General features: G+C 66.4%; 12 protein-coding genes and 1 tRNA gene. 6 read left to right on the plus strand and 7 right to left on the minus strand.

Features of this window, described 5'->3' with window-relative positions; genetic code table 11:
- Window positions 1-5: 5 nt before the first annotated feature.
- Window positions 6-1,919 (plus strand): DNA primase, encoded by a 1,914-nt coding sequence (gene dnaG, locus G6N08_RS13605; RefSeq protein WP_163758085.1) that lies wholly within the window; start codon window positions 6-8, stop codon window positions 1,917-1,919.
- Window positions 1,920-1,931: 12 nt separating this feature from the next.
- Here the strand turns inward: dnaG and G6N08_RS13610 are convergent, their stop codons facing one another.
- The gene (locus G6N08_RS13610) at window positions 1,932-2,183 is read right to left on the minus strand and encodes a hypothetical protein (RefSeq protein ID WP_163758088.1); all 252 of its coding nucleotides are present in this window, start codon (window positions 2,181-2,183) and stop codon (window positions 1,932-1,934) included.
- 134 nt (window positions 2,184-2,317) lie between these two features.
- Here G6N08_RS13610 and G6N08_RS13615 point away from each other — a divergent pair.
- A tRNA-Asn gene (locus G6N08_RS13615) sits at window positions 2,318-2,390 on the plus strand.
- A 106-nt stretch (window positions 2,391-2,496) separates the two neighbouring features.
- Here the strand turns inward: G6N08_RS13615 and G6N08_RS13620 are convergent.
- A complete protein-coding gene (locus G6N08_RS13620; RefSeq protein ID WP_163758090.1) occupies window positions 2,497-4,434 on the minus strand; it encodes an acyl-CoA dehydrogenase family protein in 1,938 nt (645 codons plus the stop codon).
- A gap of 69 nt (window positions 4,435-4,503) precedes the next feature.
- Between G6N08_RS13620 and G6N08_RS13625 the strand changes: the two genes are divergently transcribed.
- Window positions 4,504-4,713 (plus strand): hypothetical protein, encoded by a 210-nt coding sequence (locus G6N08_RS13625; RefSeq protein ID WP_163758091.1) that lies wholly within the window; start codon window positions 4,504-4,506, stop codon window positions 4,711-4,713.
- On the plus strand, window positions 4,713-5,867 hold the full coding sequence (locus G6N08_RS13630) for an esterase-like activity of phytase family protein (protein ID WP_163758093.1): 1,155 nt from the start codon (window positions 4,713-4,715) through the stop codon (window positions 5,865-5,867). The genes G6N08_RS13625 and G6N08_RS13630 overlap by 1 nt, the downstream gene beginning before the upstream one ends.
- Here G6N08_RS13630 and G6N08_RS13635 read toward each other — a convergent pair.
- The gene (locus tag G6N08_RS13635) at window positions 5,839-8,592 is read right to left on the minus strand and encodes an ATP-binding cassette domain-containing protein (RefSeq protein WP_163758095.1); all 2,754 of its coding nucleotides are present in this window, start codon (window positions 8,590-8,592) and stop codon (window positions 5,839-5,841) included. The two genes, G6N08_RS13630 and G6N08_RS13635, sit on opposite strands and share 29 nt — an antisense overlap.
- Before the next feature lie 90 nt (window positions 8,593-8,682).
- Window positions 8,683-9,192 carry a MarR family winged helix-turn-helix transcriptional regulator gene (locus G6N08_RS13640; RefSeq protein WP_163758098.1) on the minus strand — a complete coding sequence of 170 codons (510 nt, stop codon included), beginning with the start codon at window positions 9,190-9,192 and terminating at the stop codon, window positions 8,683-8,685.
- A gap of 177 nt (window positions 9,193-9,369) precedes the next feature.
- On the opposite strand from G6N08_RS13640, the gene G6N08_RS13645 reads away from it, so the two are divergent.
- Both G6N08_RS13645 and G6N08_RS13650 read left to right on the plus strand, forming a co-directional pair.
- Window positions 9,370-11,328: an ABC transporter ATP-binding protein gene (locus tag G6N08_RS13645; protein WP_163760600.1), complete on the plus strand. Its 1,959-nt coding sequence runs from the start codon at window positions 9,370-9,372 to the stop codon at window positions 11,326-11,328.
- Window positions 11,325-12,167, plus strand: a complete 843-nt coding sequence (locus G6N08_RS13650) for a CbiQ family ECF transporter T component (RefSeq protein WP_174813296.1) — start codon at window positions 11,325-11,327, stop codon at window positions 12,165-12,167. Before G6N08_RS13645 ends, G6N08_RS13650 begins: the two co-directional genes overlap by 4 nt.
- Window positions 12,168-12,229: 62 nt before the next feature.
- Here G6N08_RS13650 and G6N08_RS13655 read toward each other — a convergent pair whose 3' ends face one another.
- From G6N08_RS13655 to G6N08_RS13665, 3 genes are read right to left on the minus strand one after another with little or no spacing between them, the layout of a single operon-like run.
- Window positions 12,230-13,570 (minus strand): ABC transporter substrate-binding protein, encoded by a 1,341-nt coding sequence (locus tag G6N08_RS13655; RefSeq protein WP_163758100.1) that lies wholly within the window; start codon window positions 13,568-13,570, stop codon window positions 12,230-12,232.
- Window positions 13,567-14,382 (minus strand): carbohydrate ABC transporter permease, encoded by an 816-nt coding sequence (locus tag G6N08_RS13660; RefSeq protein ID WP_163758103.1) that lies wholly within the window; start codon window positions 14,380-14,382, stop codon window positions 13,567-13,569. The genes G6N08_RS13655 and G6N08_RS13660 overlap by 4 nt, the downstream gene beginning before the upstream one ends.
- Entirely contained in the window at window positions 14,369-15,253 is an 885-nt protein-coding gene (locus G6N08_RS13665; RefSeq protein WP_163758105.1) for a carbohydrate ABC transporter permease, read from the minus strand. Before G6N08_RS13665 ends, G6N08_RS13660 begins: the two co-directional genes overlap by 14 nt.
- Between the last annotated feature and the right edge of the window lie 6 nt (window positions 15,254-15,259).

The following is a 15,259-nucleotide window of genomic DNA, read 5'->3' on the forward strand; positions in this document are numbered from 1 at the left end:
AGCCGGTGGCTGGCCGCCGAATCCCCGATCGTGACATCGCCGCCATCCGCGAGCAGGTCCGCATCGACGAGGTCGTCGGTGACTATGTCCAACTGCGCCGCGCCGGGGCCGACTCGTTGAAGGGCCTGTGCCCGTTCCACAACGAGAAAACACCGTCCTTTCACGTCCGGCCTAATCACGGCCATTTCCACTGTTTCGGCTGTGGGGAAGGCGGTGACGTGTACGCGTTTATTCAAAAAATCGAGCATGTCAGCTTTGTCGAAGCGGTCGAACAGCTCGCCGACCGAATCGGCTACTCGATCAGCTATGCGGGTGCGGCGACCAGCGTGCCACGCGATCGGGGTACGCGCAGCAGGCTGGTCGCCGCCAACACCGCTGCCGCCGAGTTTTACGCCGCAGCACTGAAGTCCGAGGAGGCGGCGCCGGCGCGGCGGTTTCTGTCGGAACGCAATTTCGACGCCGACGCCGCCGGACGCTTCGGCTGTGGCTTCGCACCATCCGCTTGGGATTCCTTGACAAAGCATCTGCAGCGCAAGGGCTTTGATTTCAAGGAGCTGGAAGCTGCAGGCCTGTCGCGCCACGGTAAGCACGGCCCGATCGACCGGTTCCACCGGCGGCTGCTGTGGCCGATCCGCACGCCGGCAGGCGAGGTGATCGGGTTCGGGGCGCGCCGGCTGTTCGACGACGATCCGATCGAAGCCAAATACGTCAACACCCCTGAGACATCGCTGTACAAGAAGTCGTCGGCGCTGTTCGGCATTGACTTGGCCAAACGCGATATCGCCAAGGGGCATCAGGCCGTGGTCGTGGAGGGGTATACCGACGTGATGGCCATGCATCTGGCCGGGGTCACCACGGCGGTCGCGTCCTGCGGAACCGCGTTCGGCGATGAGCACCTGGCGATGTTGCGCCGGCTCATGATGGACGACAGCTTCTTCCGCGGCGAACTGATCTACGTGTTTGACGGCGATGCGGCCGGTCGCGCCGCGGCGCTCAAAGCGTTTGCAGGCGAGCAGAACCTTGCGGGCCAGTCCTTCGTTGCCGTGGCTCCCGGCGGCATGGATCCCTGCGATCTGCGGCTGGCATGCGGCGACGGTGCGCTGCGTGATCTGGTGGCGCGGCGAACTCCCTTGTTCGAGTTCGCGATTCGTACCGCCTTGGCCGAGGTCGACCTGGATAGCGCCGAGGGCAGGGTGGCGGCGCTGCGGCGCTGCGTTCCGATGGTCGCCAAGATCAAAGATCCCACCCTGCGTGACGAGTACGCCCGGCAGCTGGCCGGCTGGGTGGGCTGGGCCGATGTCGGGCAGGTTATCGATCGGGTGCGCAGCCAGGCGAGAAGTCCCCACAGCCCCAGCCGCGGGGGACGCGTCCGCCGTGGCTCGGCGACACCAGCGGGTGGCGGCCCGGAGCCCGCCGCCCTGCGCCCGGATCCGCGCGACCCGTCGCTCTGGCCGCAGCGGGAGGCGCTCAAATCGGCGCTGCAGTACCCGGCGCTGGCTGGTCCGGTGTTCGACGCGCTAGCGGTCGAGAGCTTCACCCATCCCGGTTATGCGGCGGTGCGCACAGCCATCGAACAGGCGGGCGGCACCGCCTCCGGTGTCACCGGAGCGCAGTGGATTGAGGCGGTGCGCCAACGCACCACGTCACCCGCCGCTGCCGCGCTGGTCAGTGAGCTGGGTGTGGAGACGATCCGGGTCGAGGACGACGAGCGGTTGCCGCGGTATATCGCGGGGGTGTTGGCGCGCCTGCAGGAAGTCTGGGTGGGCAGGCAGATCGCCGAGGTGAAATCCAAGCTGCAGCGCATGTCACCGGTCGAGCACGGTGACGAGTATCACGCGCTGTTCGGCGACTTGGTCGCGATGGAGGCATACCGACGCAGCCTGCTTGAGCAGGCCGCGGGCGATGATCTGAGTGCCTGACGCTGTCGGTGCTCAATTGCTCGGGTTTTTCGGCTGCTGCGGTTGCACGACGGTCGTTTTGCTGTCGATCTCGGCCAACGTCACCAGCGGCCGGTCGGGTGAGACCCGATTGGCGATCTTGCGACGTCCGGCCTCGATCATCGACTTGGCAGCGGGGTTGTTGGTAATCGCGCGATATGTGCCGACAATCTGCTCGTAGCGTCGACGACCGGCTCTTGCGCCCAACACATAGCCCAGTCCCAGCACAAGGAGATACCGGATCAAAGCGCTCCCTCCCGACGACAGTGCGATGGATCCATCCTGCCCTACGTGCGTGAACATGCGCGCGGTAGCGGGCGCGGGCCCCCGGTGAGCGCAAGTACGCTAGAGTCATCCTGCGATCCGCGTGGGCAGGATAGTCCCCTGTAGCTCAACTGGCAGAGCGTTCGGCTGTTAACCGAAGGGTTGGAGGTTCGAGTCCTCCCGGGGGAGCAGGGCTGAGCACCAGGTGCTGATTGCCCGCGCGGGCGATGAGCAGGCGGGCTTTTGGGGGACGCACGTCGACCGGCCGGGCGGCGTATCAGCACGGCCGGCGAATTCAGCCGGGCACGTTTTCTGGGTGCAGCATCTCGGCGTGGCGCAGCTGTTCGGGAATCCCGAAGCCATCGACCAGCGTCTCGGCATACGGCCGCAGTGTCCGGCACCGCTCGTTGATTCCGCGGGTGACTGCCTTGGCCCGCTCGGTGGAGAGAAACCGGTGCTCGATGTACCAGGCCTTATCGTCCTCGATCACCGATAGCACGTACAGGTCACAAACCATGCCGAGCACCTCCCGGGCCTGATCGTCCTCACACGAGTCGATCCCGGCCACGAACGCCTCCAGCACCACCCGGTCGGTGTGCGCCTGGGCTGCGTGTAGCACGTGATCCTGCACCGCGTTGAACGCTTCGAACGCCGACATCTCGTTGGTTCTGGCCTGCAGTCGGCGCGCGACCGACGACAGCAGGTACTCCTCGCGGTCCTCGAACATCTTGATCTGGGTACCACGGTTAAACAGGCTGCCCTCTTCTTCGCTGTCCTGGCCGGCGTCCACGATAGTTTGGATAATCGTCTCGGCTGCAGTGCGTTTGAGTACACGCTGGCTGACCGCGTTGGCAGCGAAGCGCACCCATTCGACCGGGCTCATGCTGCGGATGTCGTCGGCGTAAGCGGTCAACAGTTCCTTGGCCACCAGCTGGGTCAGCACATGGTTGTCGCCCTCGAAGGTGGTGAACACGTCAGTATCGGCGCGCAATGCGATGAGCCGGTTCTCCGCCATGTAACCCGCACCGCCGCACGCTTCCCGGGCTTCCTGGATAGCGCGGACCGCATGCCAGGTGTTAGCAGCTTTCAACCCCGCGGCGCGGGCGTCGAGCTCGCGTTGTTCCTCGGGATCGGGGGCGTCGGAAGTCTGCAGGTCGTGAAGTTTGGCGACCAGCTCGTTCTGGGCGAACTGCAGCGCATACGATTTGGCGATCAACGGAAGCAGGCGGCGCTGATGCGCCAGGTAGTCCATGATCAGCACCTCGCCCTCGTCATCGGGCGCTTTGAACTGTCTGCGCTGCAACGCGTATCGGGTGGCGATATCCAAAGCGACCTGGGCCGCTGCGCCCGCGCTGCCGGCTACGGTGACCCGCCCGCGCACCAGCGTGCCCAGCATGGTGAAAAACCGGCGATTAGGGCTTTCGATCGGCGAGCTGTAAGTGCCGTCGGCGGCGACGTCCCCGTAGCGGTTGAGCAGGTTTTCCCGCGGTATGCGGACGCGGTCGAACACGATCCGACCGTTGTCCACGCCCGGAAGACCGCCCTTGTAAAGGTTGTCTGAGGTCGTTACCCCAGGCAGGTCGTTGCCGTCGACGTCACGGATCGGCACGAGAAAACAGTGCACGCCGTGGCTGACCGGCTCACCGTCCTCGGGGGTGATCAACTGTGCGAAAACCGCTGCAATGGTTGCGGTTTCGGCGGCTCCCCCGATGTAGTCCTTGCGCGCCGACGCAGTGGGCGAGTCGATGACGAACTCCTGGGTCGCCGGGTCGTACGTCGCGGTCGTTTCGAGCGACTGTACATCGCTGCCGTGGCCGGTCTCGGTCATCGCGAAACAACCGCGAAGCTCCAGTGTGATGATCTTTCTCAGGTATGCGTGATGGCGTTCGGTACCCAGGTTTTCAACGGCGCCACCAAATAGGCCCCACTGCACACCGGCCTTGACCATCAACGACAGGTCCGACATCGCCAGCATCTGTATCTGGGTGATCCCCGCGCCGATGTTGCCGGTACCGCCGTGTTCCTTGCGGAACCCGTCTTCGGCGGCGCCCGCGGCCGCCATGATCTTCATCTGTTCGGACACTTTGGTGCGGGCGATAACCGTGTTCGGAGTGTAGTGCGGGCGGAAAACCTCGTCGGCCAGTTGCTCGCGCATGCGGTTTTTCACGTCCCGCCAGCGTCCGTCCAATGTGTTGCGCAGGTGTTCGGCGGTATTCGTCGTCTTTGCCGGCATACCTGACGGTAACCGCCTGCCGCCCACCGCGCAGTGGGCCGAGCACAGCCGGTGGGATTAGATGGCAGCATGTCCCCGCAGACGCCGGCAGCACATGACGTCCACCACGTCGACATCAATGTCAGCCGGGACCGGCTGCGGGCAGCTGCCGGCACCGGCGTGACCGCCCGTTGCACCGGCAAACCAGCATGGTGGTCCGCGACGCGGCAACTGCTGTTCGCTGCGCTCACGGTTGGCACTACCGGTCACATCGTTTCACGTGTCGTCACGGTGGTGTGATGACGCCGATGAGCCGGTTGCTGGTGGTGTGCTGGCTGTTCGTGGCCGGGTGCGCGCCCGCGGCCACCGTCCCGCCTCAACCACAGTTGCGTTACCTCGGTCAGGTGCAGGTGCCGCACGCCACCACGGTCGACGGCACACTCGTCGGCGGTTTATCGGGTATCAGCTACGACCCCGGCCGCCACATCTATTACGTGATCAGCGACGACCGCTCCGAACACGGCCCGGCACGCTTCTACACCGTACGATTGTCGTTACCCGACAAGAGCATTGACGCGTCCAGACCGCCTAGCGCCGCCTCCGGCCCAGCACGGCCTGACTCAGCGGGCACGGTTGAGTTCATCGGCGCGCACCCGTTGCTGGACGAGTCCGGCCACCCGTTCAGGCCCCTGTCGCTGGATAGCTCACCGCCGGTTGTCCCCCCGGATCCGGAGGGCATCGCTTATGACGCCGTCCGGCAGCGGCTGTATTGGTCGTCTGAGGGGGAGCGAATCACCGATGGCCGGGCGGTGCTGCTGGATCCGTGGATCCGGGTCGCCGCGTTGGACGGCAGCTACCTGGGGCAGTTCCGATTGCCCGCTGGGCTTGCGATGTCAGCGGCCGGCACCGGTCCGCGGCGCAACCGGGTATTGGAAGGGCTGACGCTGACACCCGACGGCAAGTTTGTGTTCGCCGCAATGGAGCAACCTGGTTACCACGACGGCGACCCGCCCAACCGCAGTCATGGTGCGCTGACGCGGATCACCAAATTCGACGTCGATACCCAGGCGCCGGTCGCCCAGTACGCCTATCCGCTGGAGCCGGCCGCCGCGCCCGCCGACTCCAACGGTCTGACAGACCTCGTTGCACTATCCGACACGACGTTTCTTGTGCTGGAACGTGCCGAGAGCGTCGCCCCGGCGGTCCGGATATTCCGCGCCGACGTCGGCGCCGCCACCGACGTGTTGGCGCTACCGTCGCTGACGGGCACGGCGGTGACGCCGATGCGCAAAGCCCTCGTCGCCGACCTGTCCGCCACGGTGTCACCGCTGGACAACATCGAAGGCATCACCGTTGGCCCCGAGCTGCCCGACGGGCGCCGGTCGGTCGTGCTGGTCAGCGACGATAATTTTTCGCCCGCCCAGCTCACTCAGTTTCTGTTCCTCGCGATGTAGCTGCCTGCACCCGTCGTTGCGCGGCGATTCCGGGCGCGTGTAGCCGCCACATCAGGAAGCCGATGCCGGCTGCCCCCAACAACAGCAACACGGCCATGTCGAACAGCCACCAACCCGAATAGTGCGTCCACAATTCATCATGCCGGGCCAGCAAGTCGGCCCTGCGCAGATCCACCGCCGACGCCATGGCCGCAAACCCCCACTGGGCCGGGACCAGCCAAGAGATCTGGTCGAACCCCAGCGTGCCCACGAGCGGCACCAACCCGCCCGCAAACACCAACGATGCCAACACCACGAGCACCACCATGGGCAGGACCTGCTGCATGGATTGAGCCAGCGCCGAGAGCACTAGCCCCACGATCCCCGACACGATCGCCGTCGCCGCCACCGCCAGGTAAAGCTCGACGATCGGACTGCCCAGCAATACGGCACCGTGCACCGGCGCGCCTTTGCACAGGATCACGATCGCGGTCACGATGGCACTCTCAGCGGCCGCGGCCGCGCTGACCACGATGACCTTGCCGGTGAGATAAGCCGACGCCGACAGTGCAGCGGTTGCCTCCCGCCGGTAGACCCAGCGTTCGGTGCGCACGTCGCGGATGGTCAGCGCGATACCGATTATCACCGCGGCGATATTGAGCAGCACCAAAATCTCAACGGCTTCATGAGGATTAGCACCGTAGGGGTCGGCACGGCCCAGCCCGGCGTGGCCCGGTATCGCCAGCACCAGCGTCCCGAGGGCGACCGGCAGGATCCCCAGGAACAGCAGATAGCCCGGCGCCGCCAGGATCAGGTGAATCTGGCGGCGAGCCACCAGCGCGGTTTGCCGCCACCAGCCCAGATCGGCGAGCCGGGATGGCAGCGGCTCGGCGGCGGCAGCCCGGGACGGCGGCTCGGGCGCCTGCGCACGGGTCAGGACCGCATCGTTGGTGCCGTTCGGGCCGGTACGCAGGCGGGATAGCGTCTCCGGCCAGTCGGTGGTACCCGTCGCCTTGGCGAGCCCGGCGGGCGGCCCGACGAAGGCGGGTGTACCCGCGGAGGTGAGCACCAGCACCTGATCGCACATCTCCAGCTGAACTGGCGCCGTCGTCGCCACCACCACGACGAGGCCCTGGTCGGCGAGCCGCCGCAGCAGCACCATCATCTCGCGTCCGAGCGCCCGATCCAGCTCTGCGATCGGTTCATCGAGGACAAGCAGCGACGGCCGGGTGAGCAGCTCGACAGCCAGGGATGCGCGTTGCCGGCATTCGGCGGAAAGCTGGTCGACACGGGTGGCGCGGTACGGATCCAACTCCAGTTGAGCGAGAACCCAATCCACTGCGCGACGGCGTTGCTCGGCAGAAGCGCCAGCAGGCAGCCGCACTGCGGCGGCATAGTCTAACGCTTGTTCGACAGTGAGCTGGCGATGCACGAGATCCGCATGGGGCACCATCCCGACGCGTGAGCGCGCAGCTTGCACGCTATGTCCGTCGACGGTGACCTCACCCGAGGTGGGCTGCTCGACACCGGCAAGGAGGTTCACCAACGCAGTGTTGTGTGTGCTCGACGGGCCGACCACCGCGGTCAGTGTGCCCGGCTGGGCGCTCAGCGACACATCGGCGAGTAGTTGGCGCCCGTCGACGGTGAGCCCCAGCCGATACGCCCGCACACCCTGTGACGTCGGCGTGGCGGGATCAGGGGACGGCGCTGATGCGGCAGCTGTTTCAGACCGGGCGCCGGGCTCGGGCTTCTCGACTTGTTGTGCGATGCCTGAGTCTGCTGCCGGCGCAGCCGATTCGGGCGCCGGCTCCGGTGCAGCGGTGTCGGCGGGTGGCGCGGCCGGCGGGGCCGTGCCCGCCTGCGGGGCAACATCGATGACCGGCAAGGGGTCTGTCGTGGGTGTCTGGTCCGGCTGGCCGGCTGGGTGACGCGATAACAGGTGGTGTAGTGCGCCGGCCATTCTGCCGACACGACCTGGACTTTTTCGCTGGGCAGCGGGTGTCTGGCGCGGCGCCGAGGCCGCCGGGAGCGGCGGCGGGTTGGCCGCCGGCGGCGCGGAGGGCGGAAGCGGCGCTGCCCGCGGAGGCGGCGGCTGCGCCGGCTGGGGTGACACCGGCGCCGGTGACAGCGCAGCCGGCGGGGGCATCGGCTTAGTGATCGGCTCGTCCAACCGTGTGGGTTGTGGGGGTGCCGCAGGGTGCGGGGCGGGTCGCTGCGCCGGTTCGGCCGGCGGTGAGACCGCTGCCGGGCTTGTCGGCTGGGCGAAGCGGGCGGGCAGGGTGAATCGAACCGGCGGGATGGGCGGTCTGTCGGCGCGTGGCGCCGGCCGGGCCGACGGGATGGGATGCGCCGCAGTGGGGAGGGGGGAGACCGGCATGGTTGGCCGCTGCGGCGGGGCGACGGGCCTGGCTGGTGCCTCGGGTGTCGCGCTGAGCCGGAACAGCAGCTGTGGCCCGTCTTGCGGATCACTGAGGGCGATGACCTGGCCATCGTGGATGTTGACCATCGACATCCGCACGCCATCGAGGTAGATGCCGTTGCGGCTCCGGTCGATAGCGACCCAGTGGGTACCGGTGAACCGCAGCACGAGATGGATGCGCGACGTCCATTCGCTGTTGTCCAGCTCGTCCAGGCGGATATCGCACCGGCTGTCGCGGCCGACGATGACGTCGCGGCCGGGGGGAAAGACGTACCTCGCGGCGCCAACCCACACGGTCAACGTCGAGGCAGACGCCTCGGTCCGCATTGCACCGTCACCTTTCGTTACCCGCTCTGTTGGGCCGATCGATGGTTGTCTACCCGCCCTACACCCGAGTATGCGCTGACAACGTGGCTTTCATCGAGTGCTGGGGTGCGGTGAGGCGGGTGCGGCATCCTCGACAAGACGGCGCAACACGCTGACGGCGTCCGCCAGAATTTGGCGCTCCCGCGGCGTCAGACAGGCCAGTTGCGGATCGATGGCGGCAGCCCGGTCGGCGCGGACGCGATCGAGTGTGCGCACCCCCTCGGGAGTAATGCGAATCCGGACCGCCCGGGCATCACCGGGATCGACGGTCCGGGTGACCAGGCCAGCGTCTTCGAGTCGGCGCACCTGCGTGGTCATGGTGGGCTGGGAGCAGTGATCGATAGCGGCCAGGTCGCAAATGCGCGCTTCGCCATGGGCTTCGATAGTCGACAACAGCCGGGCCTGTGCGACCGGCAGCGGCAGCTGGATGCGCTGGGTGGCCAGCCGGTTAAGCCGCGCCACCACCGCCAGCAGCTCCGCACCCAGGCCTGAACCGGACCCGCCGCTTGCCCCGTAGTCGGCGGCGGGCTTTACGGGGGCAGAAGATATCACAATACCCATCATTGCATAGCTTTGCTATGTAGAACAGTGAACCACGATCATCCTCCCAGCGGTGGGTGTGTGCGGGCGAAGATGGCCTCGGCGACTGGCAGAATCGGTGGAGTGACCGCCGCGGCAGCTTCGTCCTCCCGACCGGGAGGAGCGCTGCGGCCGGGCGAGCTGGCCCAGGCATCGGTGATGGCGGCACTGTGCGCCGCGACCGCAATTGTTTCGGTGGTCTTGCCCTTCGCGGGCGGACTGGCGTTGCTGGGCACGGTACCGATGGGGTTACTGGCTTACCGCTACCGGTTGCGGGTGCTGCTCGCGGCGACGGTCGCCGCAGGGGTGATCGCGTTTCTGATCGCCGGCGTGGGTGGCTTCATGACGGTTGTCAACAGCGTGTACATCGGCGGGCTAACCGGAATCATTAAACGCCGGCGCCGCGGGACGCTCAGCGTGGTCGCCATATCCTTCGGTGCCGGCGCGGTTTTCGGGGCCGTGGGGGTCGTCGCACTTGCTTTGCTGGCGCGGCTGCGGAAGTTGATCTTCGATGCCGTCACCGCCAACGTGGACGGAACCGTTGCCGTTTTGACCCGGATTCGGATGGTGACGGCGGCACACGACCTCAAGCGGTGCTTTGCGGCTGCGCTGCATTACTGGCCGTGGCTTTTCCTGGGATATTCCATCGTGTCGATCATGGTGGTGTCGTTGATCGGCTGGTGGGCGCTGTCACGGGTGCTGGAGCGGATGCGCGGCGTGCCTAATGTGCACAAACTGGATGCTCCCGCCGAAAGCGGGCCCATCGCTCCGGTTCCGGTGCGGCTGGACCGGGTGTCTTTCCGTTACCCGCGCACCGACCATGATGCGCTGCACGCCATCAGCTTGGACGTCAACGTCGGCGAACATATCGCGATCACCGGCGCCAACGGGTCGGGGAAGACCACCCTGATGCTGATCTTGGCCGGCCGCCAGCCGACATCGGGTCGCGTCGAGCGGCCCGGTGCGGTGGGCCTGGGTCAGCTCGGCGGCACCGCGGTCGTGATGCAGCATCCCGAAAGCCAAGTGTTGGGCACCCGCGTCGCCGACGACGTCGTCTGGGGACTGCCGCCGGGTAAGGCCACCGACGTCAACCGCTTGCTCGCCGAAGTCGGGCTGGATGGTCTCGCCGAACGCGACACCGGAAGTTTGTCCGGGGGTGAGCTGCAGCGGCTGGCGGTGGCCGCGGCACTGGCGCGCGAGCCGGCGCTGCTGATCGCCGACGAGGTCACCAGCATGGTCGACCAGCAGGGCCGCGACGCGCTGCTGAGCATCCTGTCCGGTTTGAAAAAGCGGCACCGAACGGCGCTGGTTCACATCACGCACTACAACACCGAGGCCGCGTCCGCGGATCGCACGATCAACCTCAGCGACACACCGGACAACACCGAGATGGTTGACAATGTGCCTGCGCCGGCGGCGACCCCCCCAGTCGATCATCGGTGGCAGGCGCCGGTGCTGGAGCTCGTTGGCGTCGGCCATGAATACGGCAGCGGTACACCGTGGGCGAAAACTGCGCTGCGCGACATCAATTTCGTGGTCCACCAGGGAGACGGTGTCCTGATCCACGGCGGCAACGGCTCGGGCAAGTCCACCCTGGCCTGGATCATGGCCGGGCTGACGATACCCACCAGCGGAAGCTGTCTGCTTGACGGGCGCCCGACCTATGAACAAGTCGGTGCGGTCGCACTGGCCTTTCAGGCGGCGCGGCTGCAATTGATGCGCAGTCGTGTCGACCTGGACGTGGCCTCTGCCGCGGGCTTTCCACCTGACGATCACGCTCGCGTGGAGTCGGCGCTGGCCGTTGTGGGACTGGATGCCGCGCTGGCGAAACGCCCGATCGACCAACTGAGCGGTGGTCAGATGCGTCGGGTGGTGCTTGCCGGACTGCTGGCCCGTGCACCCCGCGCGCTGATCCTCGACGAGCCGCTGGCCGGCCTGGATGCCGGCACCGCACGGGGTTTGTTGCGGCTGCTGGAGAGTCTGCGCCGCGACCGGGGTCTGACGCTGGTGGTTATTTCCCACGACTTCGGTGGGCTAGAAGAGCTGTGCCCGCGTGTCCTGCACCTGAGCGACGGGATGCTGGAGCCGGCGTCGACCGCCGCCGGAGGTGTGTCGTGACCGCGACGGTACCGACCGACCCCGGGAGCCGCCGGCCCTCGCGGCCGGTGGTGTTGCTGCGCCCGGTGCCCGGCCGCTCACCCGTCCACGAGCTGTGGGCCGGTACCAAATTGATCGTTGTTGCCAGTATCTCGGTGCTGCTGACGTTTTACCCAGGGTGGGTCTCGATCGGCCTGGTGGCCGCCTTTGTGCTGGCTGCGGGCCGGGTTGCGCGCATTCCGCGCGGCGCACTACCGTCGGTGCCGCGCTGGCTGTGGATCCTGCTGGCCCTGGGCGGCCTCACTGCGGCGCTGGCCGGCGGGAATCCGGTGATCCGGGTGGACACCGTCTCGCTCGGGTTGGGCGGCCTGCTGCACTTTTTACGCATCACCGCGCTGTCAATCGTGCTGCTCGCCCTGGGCGCGATGGTTTCTTGGACCACCAACGTCGCCGAAATCGCGCCTGCTGTGGCCACATTGGGTCGGCCATTGCGGTGGCTGGGGATCCCGGTGGACGAATGGGCTGTGGCTCTAGCGTTGGCGCTGCGTGCTTTTCCGATGTTGGTCGACGAATTCCGGGTACTCTATGCTGCTCGCCGGCTACGGCCGAGGGAAATACCGCGGACTCGGCGGGCCCGCCGGAGGCGCCGCGCGTTGGAATTGATCGACCTGCTTGCAACAGCCGTCACGGTGACGCTGCGACGTGCTGACGAGATGGGCGACGCGATCACGGCGCGCGGGGGTATCGGTCAGATATCGGCTGTCCCGTCCCGCCCGAAACTGCCGGACTGGCTGGCGCTTTCGATCACGGCGACAATATGCGGGGCCGCCCTGGCAGCCGAGTTGGCGCTGGGTGGCTGATCACGGGGCGAGCGGGTATCAAGGGGTTGAGCAAAATCGTGGAGTGTTCCGCCTGGTGTCGATTAGCGGTGTGCGGCGGCGTTGGCCGCTAGCTGCGCGCTTCGAAGGGTTTTCGCGACATCGGCGTGTCCGAGGAACATTTCGTCAAAATACGGTTTGAGCGCCTGATATCCCGCAGCGAAACCCGCTCCGCCAGGAGCCGGGATGCGCGGGCCGTCGAGTACCGCGAAGAACGGTGTCACGTCGACACCCCGGGCATGCCAATAACCGAAGTAAACACGCTGAGCCGACAAGACCGCCGGAATGGCGATACCGCGCTGTCCCAGGTACGTGTTACCCCGTTGGCTGCCCATCCAGGCAAGGACCTGACGAACCGCATCAGGATGCTTGGATGCCGAATTACCCGCTGCAGCAATCCCATTTGTGACGCTGACGCGGCCTTTCGGGCCGGCGGGCAGCAGCGCCACACCCCAGCGGAATTTCGCTTCCTCGGCCACCGTTGCCAGGTTGTAGGTGCCCGACTGGAAAAGGGCCATTTTGCCGGCCAAGAACTGATTGCGGCAGAAATCACCGTTGTCGTTGGTTGCCGATGCCGGTGGTGCCACGTGGTCGCGGTTGATCAAACCGACCAGGTAGCGGAAGGCGTCGACGGCAGCCGGATTATCGAATGCGAACTCGTCGCCGCGCTGGAACACGCCGCCGGCCGAGCCGATGTAGTTCAAATAGATGCCTTGGGGGTCGTTGGCGGCGTTGTAACCCCACTGCCGGACCCGCAGAGGGTCGAAACCCGGTGTGTCCGCGGTATGTCCGTCGGCATCGATGGTCAGCCGGGCCAGCAGCGGGCGTAGGGTGTCATCCTCACCCGGACTCCACCGCAATGTCCCCAACACGGCCGGGTCGATGCCGGACGCTGCCAGCAGATCCGCGTTGTAATAGACCGCGATCCCGGCATCGGTTAGCTGCGGCACACCCCACAGCACCCCGCCGCGGGTGAACTGGGCAACCACCGAGGGCTCCCAGCTTTTCACAGCGGGCCTACCCAGCAACGCCCCGATGTCCATCAGGCGGCCGCTGTCGGCGTAGCCGGCGAGGTAGGCGTTGGACAGCCAAAAGATGTCGTCTGCGCTGCCGCCGGCCACATCGGTGCGCAGAGTGCTGAAATAGGTTGAGTAGGGTACCACATTGGTGCGCACCTCGATGCCGCGATGCGCTCGGCTGAACTCCTCAAACGATTGCCGGTATGCCGCGGCGACCTGTTCGTCCCACAGCCGCACCGTCACCATCGTCGTGCCGCCGCGGGGTTGGGCTGACACGTCCAACAGCACCGCCATCGCCCCCAGCAGCACGGCCAGCAGCACAACCGAGACGGCTACCAGTGTGGAATACTTTGGCCGCCAGCTCATTTCAGTCCAGTCACGACGATAGACCGCACGATGTGACGCTGGAGGGCCACGAACACGATGATCAGCGGCACGATCGCTAGTGTGGTCGCGGCCATCACCAGCGTCCACTGTGCGTTATAGCGGGACTGCAGTGCCGCGGTCGCCACCGTCAGCACCCGCCAGTTGGGTCCGCTGGTGATCACCAGCGGCCACATGAAATTGTTCCACTGCGAGACCACGGTGATCAGCAACAGGGTGACCAGGACCGGCCGGCTCGACGGCACCACCACATGCACGATCACGTCCAGGGTATTGGCGCCGTCCAGCCGCGCGGCGTTGACCAGGTCGTCGGGTATAGCACGAAAGTACTCCCGCAGCATAAAAATAGCGTAGGGTGAGCCGAACAGGAACGGCAGCACCAACGCCCAGAACGTGTTGCGCAGGCCCAGTTGAGCCATCATCAGATACAGCGGTACCACCGTGACCGTCGGAGGCACCATCAACGTCGCAACGTACACCCAAAACAGGGCGTCGCGGCCCGGAAACTGCAACCGGGCGAACGCGTAGGAAGCCAGGACCGAAAAGCTCAGCTGGCCAAGCACGATCACCGCCGTCATCACCGCGGTGACGGCCAGCGCCCGGCCGAATCCAGCACCAATCAGCTGTGCATAGTTGGCCAACGTCGGGGGCCGCGGCCAGGCCAGCGGCGTACCCGTCGCGAACTGGTGCGCTGTGGTGAACGACGTCAGCAACCCGAGAGCGAACGGCCCCAACGTGATCAGCGCACCGACCAGCAGACCGGCGTAGATCACAGCGGATTTAAGTGAGCTCATAGCTGATCCGCCGCCGAAAATACAGACGTTGGACGACAGTGACACCCAGCAGCAGGGCGAACAGCACGATCGACATCACCGCAGCCCGCCCGATAGCGGCCGACTCGAACGCCTCGACGTAAATACGGTGGGCGACCAAGTCGGTGCGTCCCGCCGGACCGCCGCCGGTCAACACATAGACAGTATCGAAAACCTGTGCAGCGCTGATGATTCCGGTGAGAAGCACGAAGAACGTGGTGGGTCTCAGCATCGGCAGCGTGATGCGCCGGAAACGCTGCCAGGCGGTGGCGCCGTCGACACGTGCGGCGGCGTGGATGTCAGCGGGGATGGCCAGAATGCCCGCGAGGAAAAACAACGCGACGTAGCCGACGTTGGTCCACACCACGACTGCCGAGACCACCGGCAGCGCCAGGCGCGGATCGGTCAGCCATTCGATACGATGCCCCAGCAGCGCGGCGACCGCGCCGTCGGTGGGTGCGAGGATCCAGCGCCACAACACCGCGATCGCCAGCGGCGCGCAGATCCACGGCAGCACGTAGAGCACGCGGAACACCCCGCTGCCGGGCAGGCCGCGCGCCAGCATCGCCGCGGCCAGCAGGCCCAGTAGGGTCTGCGCGGGCACCACAATGGCCACGAACACCAGTGTGACCAGCAGCGAGTTGCCGAAGCTCGGGTCGCTGAGCACGGCGCGCCAATTGTCCAGCCCGACATACTCGATGGGGCCCAGCAGGTCCCAGCGGTGCAAGCTGAGCCAGACCACAACGAGAATCGGCAGCACGAGGAACGCGACCACGCCGAACAGGCTGGGGGCAAGCAGCGCGTACCCCAGCACGGTGGAGCGGTGCTTCAGCGATAGCCCGGTCTCGGCCATGGGTGT

Origin of the sequence: Mycobacterium botniense, assembly GCF_010723305.1 — a bacterium.
Taxonomy (GTDB): domain Bacteria; phylum Actinomycetota; class Actinomycetes; order Mycobacteriales; family Mycobacteriaceae; genus Mycobacterium; species Mycobacterium botniense.

What these genes read in the sequence shown, in the direction of transcription:
- G6N08_RS13620 (WP_163758090.1), bottom strand. Translation starts at nt 4,434, where the DNA reads ATGCCGGCAAAGACGACGAATACCGCCGAACACCTGCGCAACACATTG.
- G6N08_RS13625 (WP_163758091.1), top strand. Translation starts at nt 4,504, where the DNA reads ATGTCCCCGCAGACGCCGGCAGCACATGACGTCCACCACGTCGACATC.
- G6N08_RS13630 (WP_163758093.1), top strand. Translation starts at nt 4,713, where the DNA reads ATGACGCCGATGAGCCGGTTGCTGGTGGTGTGCTGGCTGTTCGTGGCC.
- G6N08_RS13635 (WP_163758095.1), bottom strand. Translation starts at nt 8,592, where the DNA reads ATGCGGACCGAGGCGTCTGCCTCGACGTTGACCGTGTGGGTTGGCGCC.
- G6N08_RS13640 (WP_163758098.1), bottom strand. Translation starts at nt 9,192, where the DNA reads ATGGGTATTGTGATATCTTCTGCCCCCGTAAAGCCCGCCGCCGACTAC.
- G6N08_RS13645 (WP_163760600.1), top strand. Translation starts at nt 9,370, where the DNA reads ATGGCGGCACTGTGCGCCGCGACCGCAATTGTTTCGGTGGTCTTGCCC.
- G6N08_RS13655 (WP_163758100.1), bottom strand. Translation starts at nt 13,570, where the DNA reads ATGAGCTGGCGGCCAAAGTATTCCACACTGGTAGCCGTCTCGGTTGTG.
- G6N08_RS13660 (WP_163758103.1), bottom strand. Translation starts at nt 14,382, where the DNA reads ATGAGCTCACTTAAATCCGCTGTGATCTACGCCGGTCTGCTGGTCGGT.
- G6N08_RS13665 (WP_163758105.1), bottom strand. Translation starts at nt 15,253, where the DNA reads ATGGCCGAGACCGGGCTATCGCTGAAGCACCGCTCCACCGTGCTGGGG.